Genomic DNA, 20560 nt, shown 5'->3' with positions numbered 1-20560 from the left:
ATTAAGCGTATCAATCTTCAAATTTTTTGGCTCCGAGCAAGCTCGTCAGCCAAATAAAAAACAGCTAGACCAATTATGATCTAACTGCTTATGTAAACTGCCATCAACTTAATTTGACGAACAGCCAAAAGATTTAGATAGTACCTTTCTTAACAGCTGTCTTGATACCAGCAATTTCCATAATTCCACGATCAGCTGACAAGTGCTTGAGTAGTGAAGCAAATGGACCTTTGAATTTAAGGCTCTTATCAGTGATTTCAGCGATACCGTGATTTTGACCTAATGAGGCAACGGTACCCATTGAGTGGTAAGTATATGGTTTCAAATCTTGGCCATTTAAGGCAGCAGCGATATTAAAGGCTGCACCAGCACCTTCAGAAGTTGCTAGTTGACCAGTTGTTGGATATGGACGTTCTTCACCCTTAGGGATGATAGCTGAGTCATCACCAATGAAGTAAGCTTCAGGGTGATCTTCGAGGTTAAGGAACTCAGTTGTCATAACTCTATTTCTCTTAGCGTCCATGCCAGAATCTTTGATAACATCAGAGCCACTGACACCAACAGTCCAGATAATAGTACTTCCGGCAACGCTCTTTTGAGTGTCTCCATCCATATAAATGACAGCTTGTTTTTCAATCTTTGTAATCTTCGCACCTGTAATCAATTTAATGCCATTTCTATCTAAGTAGTCAACGGCATAAGTTGCCAAGTTTTCATCAAACATTGGTAGAATTCTAGTTGCCATTTCAAGGCAAGTAACTTTAATTTCGGGAACTTCATATTTTGCTTTAAGAATCTTAACGGTATCGACTAATTCACCTAAAACTTCAACGCCAGTAAAGCCTGCACCACAAACGATGATGTTCAAGTCTGCTGGGTCTTGTGATTTCTTGTAATTAGCAATATTCTCGTTTATCTTTTTATAAATATTTTGGGCTGTTTCAAGGTCTTGGAGGATCAAAGCATTCTCACTAGCGCCCTCAAGTCCAAAGTCTTCAGAACGGAAGCCCAAAGCGACAACGATATAATCATAAATGATTGAATCGTGATCAGAAAATTCCACAGTCTTATTATCTAAATCAAGTTTAGAAACAGTTGCCTTGATGAAATTAACATTTGAAGGTAGAACTGAACGAACGTCGAAACTTACTGCATCAGCACGATTTGTTCCCGCAGCAATCGTGTGTAGGGCTGTCTTTTCGACATGTTTTTCGTTTTTATCAACTAAATCAATTTGTGTTCCCGCTGGGGTACTCTTAGCTAAATCACGTGCAGCTCTAAGACCACCATAGCCAGCGCCTAGTATTAAAATATGTGCCATAATCAACCTTCTCCTTTTTGCTTCGAAATTAGATGTTTACGCTAACATTATATATCGTAAAAAGGTTTAGTGGAAACTATTAGCTATAAAGGATTCTTACTAATTGAATGTTTGAGGAAGAATGGGGCAATAATCGTGATTAAAATGATACTGATAATAACTGTTGAATAGTATTCATCTGAAAGTAAATGAGCACCATAACCAACTTGGGCCACGATCAAGGCCATTTCACCACGAGAAATCATCCCTGAACCGATGACGTAAGAATCTTTGATACCAAATCCAGATATTCGAGCTCCGAATCCAGCACCAATCAATTTACCAATTACACCTGTAACGGTGAAGAGCACGATTAACCAGAAATCACGAATGAAAGTATCGAATTCAAGGTTTAAACCAATACTGATAAAGAAGATGGGAATAAAGATTGCGTACCCGATAGTTTCGATATTTTGGTTGATACGCGGATTATAATCTTTAGCGTTAGAAACGGCAATACCTGCCACAAAAGCTCCTAAAACGGAATCTAATTGGACTGCATCGGCAATGTAAGCCATGATAAAACAAATTACTAGGGCAAAAATCGTTTGCGCATGAGTTGCTTGAATATATTCGGATAATTTCATTAATTGAGGGATGACCCATTTGAAGAAGACCACAACTAAGATAACGAAGAAAATCCACATTGCTACTAAAACAAGGATTTTCTTAATGGAAAAGTTTCCTGTCAAAGTTCCTGACATAATACTCAAAATAGAAATAGCTAAAATATCGTCAGCAACAGCTGCCCCTAAAATGACGGTCCCGGAAGTACTTGAGAGGTAATTGAGACTCTTCAAGACTTCAACTGAAATTGAAACTGATGTTGCCGCAAAGACAACGGACATAAAAATGCTTTCTTTTAAATTGATTCCAAAAATCAAAGCTGTCCCTAAGGTTAGGGCAACTGGTAAGATAACGCCAAAGATAGCGACATTAATACTTGGTAGTAGGTGAGTTCTCAGCAATTTTAAGTCGCTTTCAAGCCCAGCTAAAAACATCAACAAAATAACCCCAATGTCAGCGAATAATTGGACTTCGTGTGATGGATTGACAATGTGTAACACGCCCTTACCCAAAACGACCCCGAGTAAAAGTTGTCCTACAACAGCAGGGACTTTCAGTCGATTAAAAATGTGGCTGACAAATAGCGTTAAGAAAAGCATTAATGCCAGAAGCGTTATGAAATTCATATAATTCTCCTATTCTTTTTCAACGCCATTGATGAAAATATTGATAACTGTTTTGAGGTTAGCAATATTGCGCTTCCTTTTGGCATCGTTATATTCAATGTAAGGGAGTAACATTGTTAAAAAAGTTCCGACTTGCACCGGTATGGCCAAGTCTGATCTTAATTCGCTTTTATGGGATTGGAAGATATTGAACAGGACCTTGTAACATCCTCCATCCCAATTCTTGCTGATATCTTTTTTCTCATCATCAGTAAAGAAATTCTCAATATCGTTTCTCATAATTAAATAATTGATTTTGAAATTACCAATCATATATTGCGATATCACTAATAATAGTTCTTCAAAGGGCAGGTTTTTATTTTGCTCATACTCATTCAACAAGTTTTTGCTAAAACCGCTGACAGCGTACTCGATAGCCTTAATATAAAGAACTTTCTTATTCTTGTAATAATGGTACATGTTAGGCTGCGTAATGTTTAATTCTTGAGCAATTTTTCTTGTGGAAGTAGCTTGGTAGCCTTGTGAAAGAAACATTTGAGCTGCAACTTTAAGAATTGCGTTCTTTGTATTTTCAGCTTGTTGATCACGTACGTTCATTGTTTAATCCATCCCTTGGTCTATTCGTATACATTATATCTTAATGCAAATCGCTTATCATGTGATAATGCTCATCTAAAAATCAATTAAAAATAAAAAAAACAGAGTTTATTCGCAATTTCAGTTAGAAAGATATCTAATCAATAAGTTGCGATGAACTCTGTTGTTATTTTTTATCTTTAACGATATAAATAGGGCGCTTTTTAACTTCTAGGAAAATTTTTCCAATGTATTCACCTAAAATACCAATACTCAATAGTTGAATCCCACCAATCAAAAGGATGATTGAAACGATAGAAGCCCAACCGTTGACGCTGCTCAATGGATTGATTATTTTTCTAATAATGATACCAATGATAGCGATAATTGAAGTAATCGAGAAGAAAGTTCCCATCCAAGTAGCAAACATCAATGGACCCTCAGAAAAATCAACGATACCAGTAATAGCATATTTGAATAATTTCCAAAAGTTCCATGAAGTCGTACCAGCAGAACGTTCACGGTTCTTATAAGGCAAGTACTTAGTTTTAAAGCCGACCCAACTGAAAATCCCCTTTGAGAAACGATTGTATTCAGTCATTGACTTGATAGCCTCGACCATTTGACGAGTCATCAGGCGATAGTCTCTAGCACCAGGAATAATTTTTGTCTGCGACATTTTATTGATTAATTTGTAAAACCCTTCTGAGAAGAAGGAAATGATTTTGTTTTCACCTTCACGATCCATTCGAGCAGTTCCAACACAGTCATATTCCCCATCTTCAAGGATATCAAACATTTGTGGAAGCATTTCTGGTGGATCTTGGAGGTCAACATCCATAACGGCGGTATAGTCGCCAGTTACTTCGTTTAAACCAGCGTATAAAGCTGATTCTTTACCGAAATTACGTGAGAACGAAATGAAGTGCACTTCATCACTGTGTTCTTTTTGTAACTCCTTTAAGATGGAATAAGTTTTATCCTTTGATCCATCATCAACGAACCAATATTCGAACTTGAATTTGTTGGTTTTCTCTTTGAGTTTAGTCATAGCGTCATAATAAATATTAATAGTTTCTTCTTCGTTGAAACAGGGAACGATAATAGATATAGTCTTCATAGTTTTCTTCACTTTCGTAAACTTTCACAGTAGTCAGAAAAAAACACTCGAGCGAGTGTCCAAAATTAGTTTAAATTTTTAATGATTCTGGAAGAGATAACATTCCATTGCTGGATGTATTAATTACACTAACACTGATATCACGGTTTGTCTTGTTCTCAATGGCGTGCAAATCATCGTCAGTTTGAACGAAGATATCTTTAATATCGTCCTTTTTATCAAGCAGTGCAATAACATTATCGATGTTTTTAACGACATCTTGCAAAAGACGAATAGTATTGTCAGTCGAAATACTATTCACGCTTAAGATTAACTGGAATAGTAAGTCGGAGTTATTGCCAACAAAGACTGAATTTTCGGTATTTGGTGAAATGCTCTTTAACCACCAAGTTATAAGTTCAGATTTCTCATTGAAGTCGTGCTCCAAAAGTCCATTCTTGTCGAACAATTGATAACTAACAGCCTTGTTCTTTTCAAAAATAACCGTCAAGACAATGGAACTGTCAGTTCTATAAAAGTTTTGTTCAGAAAGTTCTTTCTTCTTGTTGAAGTTTTGAGTTGATGACAATTGACCTTCTGAATTGTAAATATTAGTTTTGACGATTTGGTCGTTCTTGTAATAGTTGATACGATCGATTTTTTTGTCGAAATATTCGACTGTCATCAAAAGCGTTTGTTTTTGATCGTAAATGAAAGTATCTTGTGATTCGACGTCAGTTCTTGTGACCCAGCCAGGATTTTCTGGAATGGCAACTTTTTTGTCAGTTGGATTGGAGCTTGCTTGAAGTTGGTCGAACAAGTTGATGACATTAGGAATTGGCAATTGGGATGCTTTAGTTTTTTCATCAATGATTTCATGAACGTGATTGCTATAAAAAGTCGAGACAACGGTTACAGGCTTTTGCAATTTTGTTTCTAAGTAATTGATTATGCCGAACATATCGTTTTTAGCGGTATCGGAATCAAACTCATCAGTCGTTACGTAATATTCTTTGTCCTTATCGAGATAGACATCGCGAACTAAGTATGCAGAATGGAAGACTTCTTTGATGTAGTTGGTGATGTAGTCGATATTGTCGTTGACTTCTTTTAATTCGCCATCGATTTTAGAATGTTCTTCGCCGAGACTCTTGATGTGTCTCTCTAAACCAGCAATTGCCTCAATGCGGTAATTGTGGTCGCTCTTCATTTTGTCGTCGATTTCTTTAGCTTTTTGTTTAAAATTATTAATTTGTTTATTTACGTCACTAATATTAGTATTAAGTTCGTCAGCGTTTCCATTTAACTTAGTAATTTCTTCTTGGATGTCGTTGATTTGGCTCTTGAGGTTCTTTCTTTGATCATAAAGAGTATTGATGGAATTCTTTTGTTCTTCCATTAGAGCAAGCATCTTTTGAAGATCCTTTTCTTCCTTGATGGAAGTGGACATGTCAGTTTCTGATTTTTCATTCTTGGCAAGGTCGTTTTGAAGAGATTCTAACTTAGATCTCTTATCGTCAATCTGTGAAGTTAATTCATCTAAATCAGTTTGTAAATCATGGAGCTTATCTTCTTGTTCTTTACGGTCGGCATTAACGCTTGCTAAGTGTTCTTTAGCGGCATCGTCGTTTTGAGCTTTAGTGTCGGCTAGTTTTTCATTAGATTCTTTTTCATCGCGCTTGAGAGTTTTAAGGTAATTATCGAGAGTTTCTTTTTTAGATTCGAATTCATCTTTTTCAGTGAAAAGATTAGTTTTTAAGTCATTTCTAAGTTGTGCGTATTGGTGCGATAAGTCATTCATCTGTCCTTCAATGTTTAAACGTTTGTCATGAACGGACATTGGTAGATTTTCCTTTTTATCAGCATCTGAAGTAGCAACTTCAGTGTCATTTTCGGGCGCTTTGTTATCGTTTTGCTTAGGATTTTCATCCTCTTTAGGAGACTCTTGAGCGGGTGTTGATGAATGCTCAGGTTTCTCATCAATTTTGCGTAACATATCTAAAAATTTCACGAATGAATTCCCCCATAAAAAGACTTATAATAGTTACTAAAGAGTAGCATTTTTTCAAACCAGTGTAAAGTTGGTATGAAGCTATTTGAAGAGAATACCTAGACCAAAAAAGGAGAGTTTTTGTATGAAGATTATGGCTATAAATGCAGGTAGTTCAACCTTAAAGTGGAAACTTTTTGAAATGCCTGAAAAAACAACAATTGCTTCTGGAATGATCGATCGATTGGGTAGTCCTAAAGCAGTCTTTAAGTTGAAGTATAATGGCAAGAAGATTGAAGAGGAAAAAGCTGTCGAATCAAATGAGATCGCCGTTTTGTCAATTTTGGATGCCTTAAAAGACATGAATATCATCCAGAGGTTCGAAGATATTGTGGCATTCGGTCATCGTGTCGTTGCCGGTGGCGAAGAGTTCAAAAAATCTGAAATCGTGACAGAAGAAAACTTGAAAAAAATTGAAGCGCTGTCAGAATATGCACCACTGCACAACAAGGTCCAAGCATATTACATCAACGTCTTCAGAAAATTGGTACCTAGGGCTATTCAAGTGGCGGTTTTTGACACATCGTTTTTTGTCAATATGCCAAAAGTAAATTATTTATACAGCGTTGACTTGGAAGACTACAAGAAGTATCACGTTCGCCGTTATGGCGCTCATGGAACCAGTCACCGTTACATCGCCCAACGTCTAGACAGCATTATCGATGGCGGCATCAAAGATAAAAATGTGATTGTTTTGCACTTAGGTAGTGGAGCTTCAATCAGCGCCATCAAAAATGGTAAAGCATATGATATTTCAATGGGATTCACGCCTTTAGCAGGAATTATGATGAGTTCAAGAAGTGGTGACATCGACTTCTCGATTTTGCCATATCTGATGAAGAAATTGGGAATTACAGATATCAATGAAATGATCGATATCTTGAATCATAAATCAGGTTTGTTAGGAATATCTGGAATCTCGCCAGATATGCGTGACATCGAAGCTAACGAGGATACTAATCAACGCGCTAAGTTAGCTTTAGAGATGTATCGTAACCGCATCATTAAATTCGTTGGTTCTTATATCGCTGAAATGGGTGGCGTCGATGCCATTGCCTTTACAGCTGGTGTTGGCGAAAACTCTGCCGAAGTCAGAGAAGATGTTTTAAGCGGCTTTGAATTCATGGGACTAAAAATAGACCATGAAAAGAACAAGCTTCATGGCCAAGAAACAAAAATTACGACTGATGATTCAACGATTGCTGCTTATACGATTCCAACTAATGAAGAATTAATGATTGCTCAAGATACGTATGGATTTGCTAAATTCCTCGATCTTGATGAAGTTAAAAATTAAATATAACGCCTAAGAAAAAGGTCAATGTTTGTGTCAAAGTAATCAGTAAAAGATTTTTGATAATCAAAGGGAAAGTTTTCTTTTTGATAGGATTCTTACTGAAAGCTTTGGCATTTTTGTAAACTATCGGCGTAATCAAAATAGTCAATAACATTAGTTTTGGCAATAATCCTAAGATTACTGAGCAAATTAAAGCCAAGTATCCTAGAGCATACAATGATTTCAAAATAAAAATACAATTAGCTTTGCCTAAGTAATAAACTAGAGTCTTTCTTCCCAAATTGAGATCTTCTTCTTGGTCAGCAATATTGTTGGCTAACAAAAGATTAGAGATTGAAAAGACGGTCAAAAGCGATGACAACAAAGCATCGCCATAGAACTTAGCATTCAAAACGACTACCGGATTATTGACGACATTGATATAAATTGCGATTAAATAAATTACGTAACCCATAGTAAAACCAGAGAAGAATTCACCAAAAGGTCCACGATTGATGGGCCAAGGTCCACCAGCATAACAAAAACCAACGAGAAATGAGAACAATCCTAAGCCTAATAAAACTAAACCAGTCCTCGAGACGATCCAAAGACCGATGACAGCCGCTATCACGCTAAAAGATAAGTCTAAGAATCCAATCAAATGAATATTTAAATGATTGACGCCGATGACATTAGTTTTTCGTCTGAAGCTGTCATTTCCGGTGGCGTTTTTATAGTCCCAGTAGTTGTCGTTAATATCGACAGCCATGTTGAATAAGAACATGGCAACAAAGAAGAGGGTCAAATCAAGAGCGTTAATGGAGTGCCAGTGATAATATGAGTACAACGTTCCCATCAAAAAAGGGAAGACACTGGCAGTTTTTGCCTTGATTTCAACGAGCTCAAAAAAAACAGAAGGTTTCACAAAAATCAGTCCTTTGGATTTGATAGGTTATATTATAGAATTAATTTGCACGACAACAAAGTGATACAGGGGTAAGAAATATTTTATGGTGAACTCAATTTGGAAAAGTTATCCTCAACTTGAGGAGAGATTGAATCAAACGACCGATTATATTCATAAAATGGTCAAAATCAACAATCTCGATATTAGTTCAATGATTATAGATTTAACTTCAGGTGGGAAGATGTTGCGCCCAGCATTCTTTCTATTGTTCAGCGATTTTGGCAAAGAAAAGCGCTCAAATGAAGATTTGATACCATTAGCAGCTTCTTTAGAAATCCTACACGTGGCAACTTTGATCCACGATGATGTGATTGATGATTCACCAATGCGTAGGTCGCATCCAACGATTCATACGAAATATGGACGTAGAAATGCAATCTACGCGGGCGATTATTTATTTACGTTGTATTTTGAATTGATTTCCAAACACTTAAAAAAGAATACCGATATTTTGGAAAATGCTTTGAGCATGAAAAAAATCTTATTAGGTGAATTGGATCAAATGTTGATTAACTACAACGTTAAATCGACCACAGCAATGTATTTAAAAGAAATTTCGGGGAAGACGGCTGAATTATTTGGCCTTAGTGCTGCCATGGGGGCAGTAGTCAGTGAAGGCGATGAGCAACTAGTTCAGCGTTGTAAAAATATCGGTCACAATATCGGTATGGCCTTTCAAATAATCGATGATATTCTTGATTTTGGCAACTCGAATCAGACCGGCAAACCAGTTCACGAAGATTTAAAAAACGGCGTTTATTCATTGCCATATATTTTAGGCCTTGAAGCTGGCGATAAAGAATTGATCAACTTGCTTTCAAAGGTCGATTTAACAGTTGAAGATGGCAATCGCGCCATGAAAATCGTAGTTGACAATGGTTATTTGGAACAAGCAAAGCAGGTCGCTCAAAAATACAGTCAAGAAGCAATTGATGAAATTAATAAATTGCCCGTATGTAAAAGCCAAAAAGCTTTAAAAAATGTCGTTAAAAGATTATTGAATCGAATCAAATAAAAAAAGAGTGGATCGTAACGCGGTCAGCTTTTGAACGTTAATTAAAATAGCTCCTGGTAATTGTACTCTGACTACCAGGGGCTATTTGTTTTAAGCATGAAAAGTTATGTTATGTTCCAAACTCTTTTTTTGTATGTTCTCATATAACGTTATAACGCCTATAAGCCTTGATCCATTTTGTAAAGCTCTTTGAAGTGAGCGTTAGTTTGATAGAGTTCTTTAGGATTGCCTTGCATTTCAATTTGGTCGCTATTCATAAAGATAATGTGGTCGACATGATTGACGCCTTGTAAATGGTGAGTAATCCAGATGATAGTTTTGTCTTGTAAAACATCAAAAATCGTTGCTAATAGATTATTTTCCGTGATTGGATCTAAGCCAACTGTAGGTTCATCTAACAAAACGACTGGTGCATCTTGCAACAGGATTCTTGCTAGGGCAATTCTTTCTTGTTCGCCACCAGAAAATCTTGAGCCGTTTTCGCCGACGATGGTGTTGTATTTATCGGGCAGCGATTCAATCAAATCTTTTAAACCAACACGTTCAATCGCTTTTTTAACTTCTGAATCAGTTCTCTTCTCATTTCCTAAACGAACGTTATTCAATAAAGTCGTATTGAATAAGAATGGTTGTTGATTCAATACTGAGAAGATTTTTTCACGATTGTCTTGAATCTGAGCAACGTCTAGATCATTGACCTTAACTTGTCCTTTTTGTGGTGAAAGGTCGCCTAGAATCAATTGTAAGATGGTCGTTTTACCGATACCGCTTGGCCCTAGTAAAGCTAATTTTTCACCTTTAGTAACTTTTTGAGAGAAGTCTTTGATTAAAACTGGCGAATCGACATCGTATTCAAAACTAACGTGCTTCAATTCGAGACTCTCAAAATCGTCTGGCTTTAAATCGACTTGAGTTGGCAAGTTGCTTTTAACTGGTTTAAGCGTATTTAAACGGATGATAGAGTCCTTATAAAGTGGCCACTCCTCGAATCCTTGACTGACAGGGATAATTGTATCGGATAGTGGGAAAATCGCTAAGACGACCGCTGAGACGAAATTAGCTTGTTCCTGATTATTGGTCATCGTAAAGTTAGTAAAAATCAAAAAGCAAACGACGATAGCTACAAAGACTAGTTGCAGACCAAAGTCACGATTGCGACGAAAAGCCTTCGATTTTGCTTTAGATTGATCAAGGTTCTTAACATTTTGTGTAGTTAAGTTTTGGAAATCAGTTTTACGTCCGGAAACAATCCAGTCGTCAACGCCTAAAATATTGTCAGTCAATTGAACATAGAGGTCGCTTTTGACTTCTTTTTGATAAGCACGACGGGCACTTTCAATTGAGACTGAAACTAGTGGCACGATAAAGACTTCGATAAATAGCAGTAAAAAGACGAAAAAGCCAAACGATGGATTAAAAGTACCTAGGGCGATTGCAGCAATGATACTCAATAAGTATGAGATAACGCTTGGAAAAATCGTCCGTAAATAAAGATTTTGCAAGTGGCTGATATCTTCTGAAAGCAATCCCATGATATCGCCAGTTTTGTGATGTTCATTAAAAAATGAAGCGTCGCTTTCGAGCGTTTTGTAAAGTCTGGTTCTCAAATCTGAAGTAACGCGCAAAACCCAATTGTGGCTTTTAAGACGTTCGATATATTTGAAAACTGGACGTCCAATACCAAAAGCTCTGGTTAAAAGGATTGGCACGTAAATCAATAAAATATTGACCGGATGAGTGGCCGCTTTATCAATTGTGTAGCCAGAAGTAAACATTAAAGCAGCGGCACAAAATGATGTCATTAATCCTAAAAATAGGGCGGTGAGCAAGAGTCCCTTGTATCGTTTGATATAAGGCTTGACCCAAGTGTCATGCTTGAAAGTCTTGAAGAAATTCATAGTCTGTCACCTCGCATATTCTTGATTAATTTAGTAAAGGCACCGTTATGTTTGCTTAAATCGCTTGGCGTACCTTGTTCAACGATTTGACCATTGTCCATGACGACAACGTAATCCATTTCCTTGATCCAGTGCAGTCGATGCGTCGCAAAAATAACTAAATGATTTTTAAAGAGTTTTTTCATTGGTTTCTTTAAAGCGTATTCGGTTTCGATGTCCAAGTGAGCGGTAGGTTCATCAAAAATCAAAACGTGACGGTCGTCAGCCAAAAAAGCACGAGCTAACATGATTCTTTGTTGCTGACCACCAGAAATGCCACGTCCGCCTTCACCGATAAGAGTTTGATATCCGTTAGCCAAAGTGTCGATAAAAGCTGTTAAGCCAGCTTCATTGGCTGCTTTCTTGATTTCGTCAAGACTGGCTTTAGGACGATAAAAAGCGATATTGTCAGCCAGTGTGCCTGAGAATAAATAAGGCGATTGTGGCAAGAAGGTCAATTTCTTTTGCCAGTTAGCTTGTTTGAAATTGTCGAGTTCTTGATTATTCAAATTGATTTTAGCTTTATCAGGAACGATGAAACCACCGATAGTTCTGATCAAAGTTGTTTTTCCGGAACCTGATTTACCGATAACACCGATTCTTTGATAGCCGGAAAGGTTTAATTGGTCGATGTCTAAGCTGACTTCACTATCGCCAACGCCTGTGTAAGAGAATTTCAAATCCTTAATGTCGATTTGCGAATTCTCATCCCAGGTAAAATCAGATAATTGCTCCGTTTTAGATTTACTAGGACGTTCTAATATTTCAAAAATAGCGTTTAAAGCATTTTTACCATTCAAAGTGGCGTGATAATCACTTGAAAAATCTCGTAATGGCAAGAAATATTCAGGAGCCAATATCAAAGTAACTAGTGCTGGGAAAAGTGGGAAGCTATTGTTGATTAGTCCTAAGCCCAAGAATACGGCTAGAATGGCAATTCCTAAGGTTGTCAGCCAATCTAGAGCAAAGGTCGATAGAATAGCTATCCGCAACGTATTCATCGTTCTACGGCGATATTCGTCGCTGACGGTGTAAATATTTTTAGCATAGCGCTTACTTAGACCCAACATTTTTAACGTGGGCAGACCTCTTAAAGCATCTAAGAAGTGGTTGGATAAAATCGTATATTGTTTGTACTGGGCGTCCGCTTTTGCTTGTGCAGCGAGACCCAAAATTATCATGAAGAGAATTACTAAAGGAACAATAATGGTCAAGGTTATTCCTGAAGCAATATTTTGCGTATAAATATAAATCAATAGAACTGGTGGGATAATCGACATATTCATCAATTTGGTAAAAATCAGTTTGAAGTAGTTTTCGACTAAGTCGATTCCATCAAGAGAAGAGGTCACCAAATTACCAGTTCCTTCATCGGAAATCATTTCAGGACCAACTTGATAGACTTTGTCTAGAAGTTTTGATCTGATGTCCTCAGCGGTTTTACTAGCAAATTTTTCAACAATTTTAGTATTAATCAAATTGAAAAGGTGCCTCAAAATAAAGGCCAATGCAAACAAAGTCATCGGATAGATGATTGTTTGAAAAGCCTTTTGTTCCCACGAATTTACGAGTGCTTCTGCTAAATACTTACCTTGGAATAAAACAACAAATGCTTGCAGAAGGGTTAATCCTGCAAGCATTAATAGAAGTTTCTTTGTTCCTGGTAAGCGAAATAAACGCTTATCAATCATTAATATTTCACCGTATTTTCCCTTGGATTTATTCTCTTTGTAAATAGGGAGTAGGACCAGATGAAGTATATAGCAACAATTGGAACTAAGATACATGCCACGATGGTCATAATGACTAAGGTGTAATGTGAATTAGCAGCATTGCTAATCAATATACTGTGTGCTGGATTTGTCGCAATCATAACACGTGGGAATAGTCCGTTGAATAGTAGAACAATGACCATACTCAGTGATAATCCACTACCAGCAAAGCTCCAGCCTTCTCTATTCTTTAGGACTCCATAATAACCTAGAAGTGAGAACAAAACAATTAGGGCTGTGATAATTAGTGATGATGCAAATCTCTTGGTAAAGAAGTCAGTTTGCAAGAATACCAAGACCGCAAAGACTACTTCACCTAAGAAAAGAATCGGATATAAAATTTTATTTAATTTACGAGCGCGGTCACGCAATGGGCCTTCAACTCTTAATCTGATGAAGTTAAGGCCATGAACTAGTGACAACAAGACTCCGGCTACACCACCGACAATCGATAATAAGTTAACGACATCGAAGAATGCAGGGAAAGCATTGCCATTAGCGTCCATTGGGATGCCTTGAACCATGCTCAAAAGAATCATACAGAGGAAAAATGGTGGGATGAGACTGCCAAAGAAGAAAGTCCACATCCAAAGATTTTTACCAGTTTTTGTTTCGGCGTGCTTGTGGAATTCAAAGGAAACTCCACGAAGAATCAAGCCAACTAAAACAAGTAAGAAGAGGATGTAATATCCTGAAAATAGTGATGCGTACCACATTGGCAATGAAGCAAACATTGCACCACCGGCAGTTACCAACCAAGTTTCGTTACCGTCCCAGTGAGGGCCGATAGTGGACATGATTGCACTTCTTTCCATTTCGTCGTGAGCTAAGAACCTTGTTGCCATTCCGACACCAAAGTCAAACCCTTCGAGAAACAAGAAGATTGCAAAGAGCAGTCCAATTAAGATAAACCACAATGTACTTAGTGTCATCTTCCAAACGCCTCCTTAGCAAATGGATCGACGTTTTGTTTGTCATCTTCGCCCTCAAAGTAAGGACCATGATGAAGTGTTTGTCTGCAGTACCAAATCATAACGCCGCCTAAGAGTGTGAAGAGCAAGAAGTAAACAATATTACTGAATAATAGACTTGCCACAGTTGAAGTTGGTGAAACGGCTTGAGCAATTGTGAAGAGTCCATAAACGATCCATGGGTAACGACCGAATTCAGTGATGAACCAACCGGCTGAATTACCGATGAATGGAACCCAAAGACAAATTCCCAAGACCACTAGCATCCACTTGTGGCTTTCGATTGTGTCCTTTTTCTTTCTGGAGAAAATCAGACCAACGAATGATACCAACATAATCAAAGCGTCAATACCAGTCATGACTCTGAAACTCCAGAAGAGTGTTTTAGCTGGAACATAGTAGTTCATATCCTTGCCAAATTGCTTGTCGTATTTAGCATGCAATTCTTTATTGAGAGTATTCATACCTTTAACTGAGCCGCTGAGCTTGTGATAAGTAAGAAGACTCAAAACGCCAGGGATATCAACTTTATTCGTTGCTTTATGATCCTTGGCATCGATCAATTCGACGACCGTCCAAGGAGCAGGATCTTTAGTATCTTTATAGATACCTTCAGTTGCAGCAAATTTCATAGGTTGATCTTTGATCATTTGTTGTGTCTGGAAATCTCCGGCACCGGCTGAACAAATGGCAAAAATCAAACTTGCCCAGAGACCAAAGCGCAATGAAGTCTTGAAAAAGTGGTTCTCATCTTTCTTCTTGCGCAACAACCCCCAAGCACTCATACCGGCAATAACAACGGCTGCTGTCATGAAGGCAGCTAAGATAACGTGTGGGAAGACTCTCCATAGTTGTGGATTAGCTACCACGGCACCGAAATCAGTCAATTGAATCCGGCCAGTAGTGTTGTTAATCTTGAATCCGGTAGGGTGTTGCATGAAACTGTTAGCAGCCAAAATCCAAATGGCTGAAAGCATAGTACCAATTGAAGTCATCCAAATCATAAATGCGTGCCAACCAGGACTGAAACGATCCCAAGTAAACATCCAAATACCAATAAAGACAGACTCAATGAAGAATGCTAGTAGGGCTTCAATGGCTAATGGTGCTCCGAATACATCACCCATGAAACGTGAATATTCAGACCAATTCATCCCAAACTGGAATTCTTGAATAATACCAGTAACGATACCAACGGCAAAACTCAATAGGAAAATTTTTCCCCAAAATTTTGCCATATTTAAGTAAACTTTGTCTTTTTTAACGTCATAAATAGTTTCCATGATAGCAACTAGAAATCCCATTCCAATAGAGAAAGGAACAAAGAAGAAGTGGAAGACAGTTGTCATTGCAAATTGGAAACGCGCTAGTGAGACAACGCTTAAACCAATATCTAGCATGGTTAACGACCTCCTTGAAACAATATTTAAAACCCTTTTATATACACGTTTATCATATGATTAATTAACTCGACAAGCAATAGTTTTAACTTAAAAAATATCGCTTCCAATGCTGAAAAATCAACTTATAGACGATGTGTCTCTATAAAAAGATAAATCATATATATTATTTTTCCTATACTTCAAATATAATCCGAAAAGAAATTTTTGCTTATCAATATCGATAATTTATTTTTACAAAAAAAGCTGATACAAAAATAGACCTCAATCCGTGGGATAGAGGTCTATTAGTTTTGTATATTTGCAATAATTTTTATTGATTGTGACGACTGCTTCTCGTCCTAGTTTGACCAACATTTTCACCTGAATCTGGCTTTTGTGGCGTATTCAATCTTTGCGATTGATTAGGATTGCCAAGATTATTTGGCTGACTGTTACGAATTCCTTGGTTATTAGTCATATTGTTGAATTGATTGCCGTTATAACGGTTAGGAATTTGATTATTTTGTGGTCGCTGAAAGTTTCTTGGTCTTGGTTGGTTCATTTGATTCATTGGACGATTCGTCTGGTTTGGAAATTGAGCTTGATTGAAATTATTGCCCATTTGATTTTGATTAGGGCGATTATTATTCATTTGTGGTTGATTATAACGATTATTATAATTCCCGTTTTGGTTCATTTGGTTATTCATAGCATTTTGGGGATTTTGGTTCATTTGATTGTTGTTCATAGGGTTTTGATTCATTGAATTTTGACCCTGATTCATATTCATAGGATTATTATTTGCTTGATTCATCCGTTGATTAGGATTGAATTGCGGATTTTGAGGTTGGTTAAATTGGCCATTATTGCCATTGCCGCCTTGAGGGTATTGATTAGGATTTGGCTGATTATATCCGTAAGGTTGATTATTAAAATTAGGATTGTTATTGAAGTTGCCCTGATTAAAGTTATTTGGTTGATTGAACTGTTGTTGAGGCATTTGTGCTTGATTATAAAATTGACCGTTTGGAGCTTGAAATTGTTGGTTATTGAACTGTCCATTATTATTGTCTTGTTCTTCTTCATCCTCTTCAGGAGCGGGATGAATTATCAAATCAATAATAACGATGATCAAATCAATTGCACCAATGGCAATACCGACCCAAGCCCAGATTTTTAAGAATCCAGCGCCTGGCATGTTGGCATTGAAAAGACCCATTAGACCACCCAAAATCAAAATTACGAAGCCAACGATATCGGGAACGATACTATAAGTACGATTGGTCAAAATATAAATGGCAGCTGAAATGATATAGGTGATAGCCATCAAAATACCAGCAGCACCACCAATTGCTCCAGTTCCTACCAAAGCGGCGATAAATCCTTCAAAACCAGCTTTGATCATTAATACGATTGACAGTATAAGTAATAAAATTCCGGCAGAAATTTTTGTTATTCTTACCATAAATAAACCTCCAATTTTACCCGCAAATACTATTGTATATCATCCTTTATGAAATGGTTAATAGGACCGTACTTATGTCCGACAGCGATTTCATGCTTGATAGCATTATAGGTAAATGTTTTAGCAATCTTAATGGCGTCTTCCGTTGTGTGACCTTTGGCGATTTCAGCAACGATACATGATGAAAGCGTATCGCCGGTTCCGTTGATGTGGTCAGTTTTTACATAGGGTTCGGAGATCCAAAATGATTGTCCGTCTTCTAATAGAACGTAGTCTTCGACTTCACTGATTGAGTCGTCGCTATGTTCACCCTTTATCATAATATTTTTTGGACCTAAATTGCGTAATTTGTGTGCAGCCTTAATAATTTCTTCTTTATTTTCTAAATTAAGACCTGACAATTTCTTAGCTTCATAGAAGTTTGGCGTAATCAAATCGGCTAAGGGGAACAATTCGTCAATCAAAGTTTGATAGGCTTCAGCTTCTAGAAGCATAGCGCCATGTTTAGTGATGATAACTGGATCAAGGACAAATGTTCCAAAAGGCTTGTCCTTAATAGCATCGGCGACTGTATAAATTATTTCAGAATCTGAGAGCATACCAGTTTTGAAAGCTGATACTTTAAAGTCGTCTTTGATATCTTTAACTTGGCTCTTGATAAAACTAGCTGGCATATTGATGCTATCGTGAATACCAAAAGAGTTTCCGGCTACGGCAGCTGTTAAAACGGACATTCCATAGACTCCACGAGCCATGAATGTTTTCAAATCAGCTTGTGCGCCGGCACTTCCATCTGAATCGGAACCTGCAATAGTTAGTACTTGAATAAATTCGTTCAATTTAGTCACCCACCTAATAATTATTAACACCTATATTAACAGTCTTAATGAAAAAAGTGACTGTTTTTTGAGGAATTAACTTGACCTTGTCGTTGCGTCAACCTTTAAAATTCATTTTGTTAGGAGAGATATTTATGGATTATACAATTAAAAAATTGGCTCAATTAGCTGGCGTCAGTACGCGTACCTTACGTTATTATGACCAAATCGGACTCTTGAAACCTAGTAAGATAAATGACAGTAATTATAGAATTTATAATGAAAAAAACGTAAATAAATTACAACAGATTTTGTATTATCGGTCGCTAGATTTCCCGTTGATAAAAATCAAACAAATTATGAATGATCCTAATTTTTCGCAAGTGCAGGCTTTGAAAGAACAGCGTGAGCTCTTACTTAAAAAGCAACATGAAGTAAATTCTCTTCTAGCAAATATTGACCAGACTTTAAAAAATTACGATGGAGAAATAAAAATGACAGATTCAGAAAAGTTTGCGGCTTTTAAGCAAGAGAAAATCACCGATAATGAGACCAAATATGGGCATGAAATTCGTGATAAATATGGTGCTGAGATGATAAACGATTCTAATGAAAAATTTGATAGTTTAACTGAAAATGATTTTAATGAAATGAAAGAAACTGAAAACAATTTAATTTCTGACTTAGTAAAATTGAAAATAAAACCTGATTTAGATTCAGCATTGGCTAAACAAATTTATCAAGAGCATAAAAAATGGCTCAATTTTACTTGGACGAACTATACTAAAAAAGCTCATCGAGGGTTAGTCGACTTGTATAAAAACGATGAGAGGTTTAAAAATTATTATGATTCTAGAGCTGGGACAGACGTTGTCCAATTGTTGCACGATGTGGTCTATCATTATACGAAATAAATAAGTCTGGTAATCATTTACGATTACCAGACTTATTTATTCTGTAATTTAGTTAATGCTATTTTCGGATACTAAGTCATGATAGAAGTTAGCCATGGTTAGTTTGTAATAAGGATAAATCCAAATAAAACCAATTCCCAAGCTGATAAAGCCAAGAATCCACCAGCCAATAAAACTTAATTGCAAGACGAAATAACGCCATTTATTGCCATTCATCAATTGTCGACTTCTAGTAATGTAGTCAGTCAATGAATAATTAGAAGCTAATCCACGATCGTTTAAATCTTTATAAACGAAGTAAGTTTGCGAATAAGCGATACCTTTGATTATTCCCGGAATAACTAAGAGCAAAGTCCAAAGGAAAGTAAAAATGCCAATTAGAACATAAATGATAATCAACTGCCACCAAGCTGGACTACGGAAGTAAGTGAAGTTGCTTTGAATAGGACTAAAATCAAGCTCTGGATCTTCTATCCAATCTAATCCTCTAAATGTTGCTGAAAGAGTAATCAGCAAGAAAATTAAACTTAAGATAAAGGTGATGATTCCAGCTGACAAAGCTACACTAGCAAAATGTGTGATTTCAAAATTTGGGTTCCCATAATTCACATTTGTCCGTGAATTGGAACCTGAACCATTGGAGATGGCTAGTAGAACTAGTGGAATGATATATAGCAAGATAGCTTTAGACCAATTCCCATGTAGGAGTTGTTTGACTTCTGATTTTAATTGACTGCGTGTACGATATGTCTTCATGATTGAATCCCCTCTTTACATAAAGGATACACGATTTGGTAATGTTTAGATAATTATTGCTTTTATTATCTGAAAGAATTATCTTCTTATATAATGTAAGTAATAAACCTTGTAAGGAGTGAAGTTTATGATTGGATTTATTGGTGCAGGCAGTATTGGTGGAGCCGTTATAACGGGTCTAGTTAAAAATGGCTTCGATGCAGACGAAATCGTCGTTAAAGGTGGTCGTTCTAATAGAACTAAGCTACTAGACGATCAGTTGGGCTTTAAAATGGTCAAAAAAGTTAAGCAGCTAGAAGATGCAGAAGTTATCTTCATTGCCGTTGGCGCAAACGCTTTGGATAGTGTTTTAACCGAACTAAAGGAAATCGCTACGGGCAAATTAATCGTGGCATTTACTGGCGGAGCTTCAATCACGCATCTTAAAAAGATTTTGACTGGTGTTAAAGTGGCTCATGCCATTCCTAACACTCCAGTTAAGGTTGGTGCTGGTTTTACAGGAATTACTTATTCAGACGATTTTACAGCAGAAGACAAGAAGAAGATTGGTTCAATTCTTGGCTACACTGGTCAATTAGTTGAAGTTCCAGAAGATCAATTAGGCATCTTAGGGACCGTTGCCGGATGTTCTCCAGCCTTTTTGGATGTCTTTATTGAAGCCTTGAGCGATGCTGGCGTTAAGCATGGTTTGAATCGTAAACTTTCTTACGAAGCTGCTATCGGTATGGCAATCGGAGCCAGCAAATTGGCCAAACAATCGCAATTGAATGTTTCTGCTTTAAAGGATGAAGTAACTTCTCCAGGTGGATCAACTATTAAAGGCGTTGCCGCTTTAGAGGAAAATGGCTTTAGAAATGCTGTCATTAAAGCAGTTGACGCTGCCGAAGAATAATAAGAGAAATTTTTTTGAGAGTGAGACATGACATACAGTTATGTTTTGCTCTCTTTTTTTGCGCTTTGATTGGTAATAAAGTAAAATTAAGAAAATCATATAAAGGGAGACAGAGTT

Annotated in this window: 17 protein-coding genes; 4 read left to right on the top strand and 13 right to left on the bottom strand. The window is 37.0% G+C overall.

Translation table 11 applies throughout. The features are described from left to right. Positions 1-133: 133 nt before the first annotated feature. From FHL06_RS10095 to FHL06_RS10075, 5 genes are all read right to left on the bottom strand, one after another. A complete protein-coding gene (locus FHL06_RS10095) occupies positions 134-1321 on the bottom strand; it encodes an NAD(P)/FAD-dependent oxidoreductase (RefSeq protein ID WP_153386272.1) in 1188 nt (395 codons plus the stop codon). 83 nt (positions 1322-1404) lie between these two features. Continuing rightward, entirely contained in the window at positions 1405-2553 is a 1149-nt protein-coding gene (locus tag FHL06_RS10090; RefSeq protein ID WP_153386270.1) for a cation:proton antiporter, read from the bottom strand. 9 nt (positions 2554-2562) lie between these two features. Beyond that, positions 2563-3150 (bottom strand): TetR/AcrR family transcriptional regulator, encoded by a 588-nt coding sequence (locus tag FHL06_RS10085; protein ID WP_153386268.1) that lies wholly within the window; start codon positions 3148-3150, stop codon positions 2563-2565. A 166-nt stretch (positions 3151-3316) separates the two neighbouring features. Further along, a complete protein-coding gene (locus tag FHL06_RS10080; RefSeq protein ID WP_153386266.1) occupies positions 3317-4249 on the bottom strand; it encodes a glycosyltransferase family 2 protein in 933 nt (310 codons plus the stop codon). A 70-nt stretch (positions 4250-4319) separates the two neighbouring features. Beyond that, entirely contained in the window at positions 4320-6239 is a 1920-nt protein-coding gene (locus FHL06_RS10075; RefSeq protein ID WP_153386264.1) for a hypothetical protein, read from the bottom strand. 124 nt (positions 6240-6363) lie between these two features. On the opposite strand from FHL06_RS10075, the gene FHL06_RS10070 reads away from it, so the two are divergent. Next, positions 6364-7575, top strand: coding sequence for an acetate/propionate family kinase (locus FHL06_RS10070; protein WP_153386262.1), 1212 nt, complete (start codon positions 6364-6366; stop codon positions 7573-7575). Here the strand turns inward: FHL06_RS10070 and FHL06_RS10065 are convergent. Beyond that, positions 7565-8479: a 1,4-dihydroxy-2-naphthoate polyprenyltransferase gene (locus FHL06_RS10065; RefSeq protein ID WP_162000256.1), complete on the bottom strand. Its 915-nt coding sequence runs from the start codon at positions 8477-8479 to the stop codon at positions 7565-7567. The genes FHL06_RS10070 and FHL06_RS10065 overlap by 11 nt on opposite strands. Positions 8480-8564: 85 nt before the next feature. Between FHL06_RS10065 and FHL06_RS10060 the strand changes: the two genes are divergently transcribed. Then, positions 8565-9536: a polyprenyl synthetase family protein gene (locus FHL06_RS10060; protein ID WP_153386258.1), complete on the top strand. Its 972-nt coding sequence runs from the start codon at positions 8565-8567 to the stop codon at positions 9534-9536. Positions 9537-9694: 158 nt separating this feature from the next. Here the strand turns inward: FHL06_RS10060 and cydC are convergent, their stop codons facing one another. The 6 genes from cydC to thiD all read right to left on the bottom strand — a co-directional run bounded on the left by cydC (position 9695) and on the right by thiD (position 17902). After that, complete coding sequence (gene cydC / locus FHL06_RS10055) at positions 9695-11434, bottom strand: thiol reductant ABC exporter subunit CydC (RefSeq protein ID WP_153386256.1); 1740 nt, start codon at positions 11432-11434, stop codon at positions 9695-9697. Then, complete coding sequence (gene cydD, locus FHL06_RS10050) at positions 11431-13164, bottom strand: thiol reductant ABC exporter subunit CydD (RefSeq protein WP_153386253.1); 1734 nt, start codon at positions 13162-13164, stop codon at positions 11431-11433. Before cydD ends, cydC begins: the two co-directional genes overlap by 4 nt. Next, entirely contained in the window at positions 13164-14177 is a 1014-nt protein-coding gene (gene cydB, locus FHL06_RS10045) for a cytochrome d ubiquinol oxidase subunit II (RefSeq protein ID WP_153386251.1), read from the bottom strand. The genes cydD and cydB overlap by 1 nt, the downstream gene beginning before the upstream one ends. Beyond that, a complete protein-coding gene (locus FHL06_RS10040) occupies positions 14174-15616 on the bottom strand; it encodes a cytochrome ubiquinol oxidase subunit I (RefSeq protein WP_153386249.1) in 1443 nt (480 codons plus the stop codon). The genes cydB and FHL06_RS10040 overlap by 4 nt, the downstream gene beginning before the upstream one ends. A gap of 313 nt (positions 15617-15929) precedes the next feature. Continuing rightward, on the bottom strand, positions 15930-17063 hold the full coding sequence (locus tag FHL06_RS10035) for a hypothetical protein (RefSeq protein ID WP_153386247.1): 1134 nt from the start codon (positions 17061-17063) through the stop codon (positions 15930-15932). Between the two features lie 29 nt (positions 17064-17092). Further along, on the bottom strand, positions 17093-17902 hold the full coding sequence (thiD, locus tag FHL06_RS10030; protein ID WP_153386246.1) for a bifunctional hydroxymethylpyrimidine kinase/phosphomethylpyrimidine kinase: 810 nt from the start codon (positions 17900-17902) through the stop codon (positions 17093-17095). A gap of 134 nt (positions 17903-18036) precedes the next feature. Here thiD and FHL06_RS10025 point away from each other — a divergent pair, with 134 nt between their 5' ends. Continuing rightward, positions 18037-18795, top strand: a complete 759-nt coding sequence (locus FHL06_RS10025) for a MerR family transcriptional regulator (protein WP_153386244.1) — start codon at positions 18037-18039, stop codon at positions 18793-18795. Positions 18796-18843: 48 nt separating this feature from the next. Here the strand turns inward: FHL06_RS10025 and FHL06_RS10020 are convergent, their stop codons facing one another. Beyond that, complete coding sequence (locus FHL06_RS10020; protein ID WP_153386242.1) at positions 18844-19551, bottom strand: DUF975 family protein; 708 nt, start codon at positions 19549-19551, stop codon at positions 18844-18846. Positions 19552-19678: 127 nt separating this feature from the next. On the opposite strand from FHL06_RS10020, the gene proC reads away from it, so the two are divergent. After that, entirely contained in the window at positions 19679-20443 is a 765-nt protein-coding gene (gene proC / locus FHL06_RS10015; protein WP_153386240.1) for a pyrroline-5-carboxylate reductase, read from the top strand. Positions 20444-20560: the final 117 nt, after the last annotated feature.

The organism is Companilactobacillus halodurans, from assembly GCF_009600985.1.
Classification (GTDB): domain Bacteria; phylum Bacillota; class Bacilli; order Lactobacillales; family Lactobacillaceae; genus Companilactobacillus; species Companilactobacillus halodurans.
This window is presented reverse-complemented; position numbering and strand designations above follow the sequence as displayed.

Coding starts and splice junctions, on each gene's coding strand:
- cydB (WP_153386251.1), bottom strand. CDS start 14,177: ATGACACTAAGTACATTGTGGTTTATCTTAATTGGACTGCTCTTTGCA.
- FHL06_RS10090 (WP_153386270.1), bottom strand. CDS start 2,553: ATGAATTTCATAACGCTTCTGGCATTAATGCTTTTCTTAACGCTATTT.
- cydD (WP_153386253.1), bottom strand. CDS start 13,164: ATGATTGATAAGCGTTTATTTCGCTTACCAGGAACAAAGAAACTTCTA.
- FHL06_RS10020 (WP_153386242.1), bottom strand. CDS start 19,551: ATGAAGACATATCGTACACGCAGTCAATTAAAATCAGAAGTCAAACAA.
- FHL06_RS10035 (WP_153386247.1), bottom strand. CDS start 17,063: ATGGTAAGAATAACAAAAATTTCTGCCGGAATTTTATTACTTATACTG.
- cydC (WP_153386256.1), bottom strand. CDS start 11,434: ATGAATTTCTTCAAGACTTTCAAGCATGACACTTGGGTCAAGCCTTAT.
- FHL06_RS10060 (WP_153386258.1), top strand. CDS start 8,565: ATGGTGAACTCAATTTGGAAAAGTTATCCTCAACTTGAGGAGAGATTG.
- FHL06_RS10080 (WP_153386266.1), bottom strand. CDS start 4,249: ATGAAGACTATATCTATTATCGTTCCCTGTTTCAACGAAGAAGAAACT.
- FHL06_RS10070 (WP_153386262.1), top strand. CDS start 6,364: ATGAAGATTATGGCTATAAATGCAGGTAGTTCAACCTTAAAGTGGAAA.
- FHL06_RS10025 (WP_153386244.1), top strand. CDS start 18,037: ATGGATTATACAATTAAAAAATTGGCTCAATTAGCTGGCGTCAGTACG.
- FHL06_RS10040 (WP_153386249.1), bottom strand. CDS start 15,616: ATGCTAGATATTGGTTTAAGCGTTGTCTCACTAGCGCGTTTCCAATTT.
- FHL06_RS10085 (WP_153386268.1), bottom strand. CDS start 3,150: ATGAACGTACGTGATCAACAAGCTGAAAATACAAAGAACGCAATTCTT.
- proC (WP_153386240.1), top strand. CDS start 19,679: ATGATTGGATTTATTGGTGCAGGCAGTATTGGTGGAGCCGTTATAACG.
- FHL06_RS10095 (WP_153386272.1), bottom strand. CDS start 1,321: ATGGCACATATTTTAATACTAGGCGCTGGCTATGGTGGTCTTAGAGCT.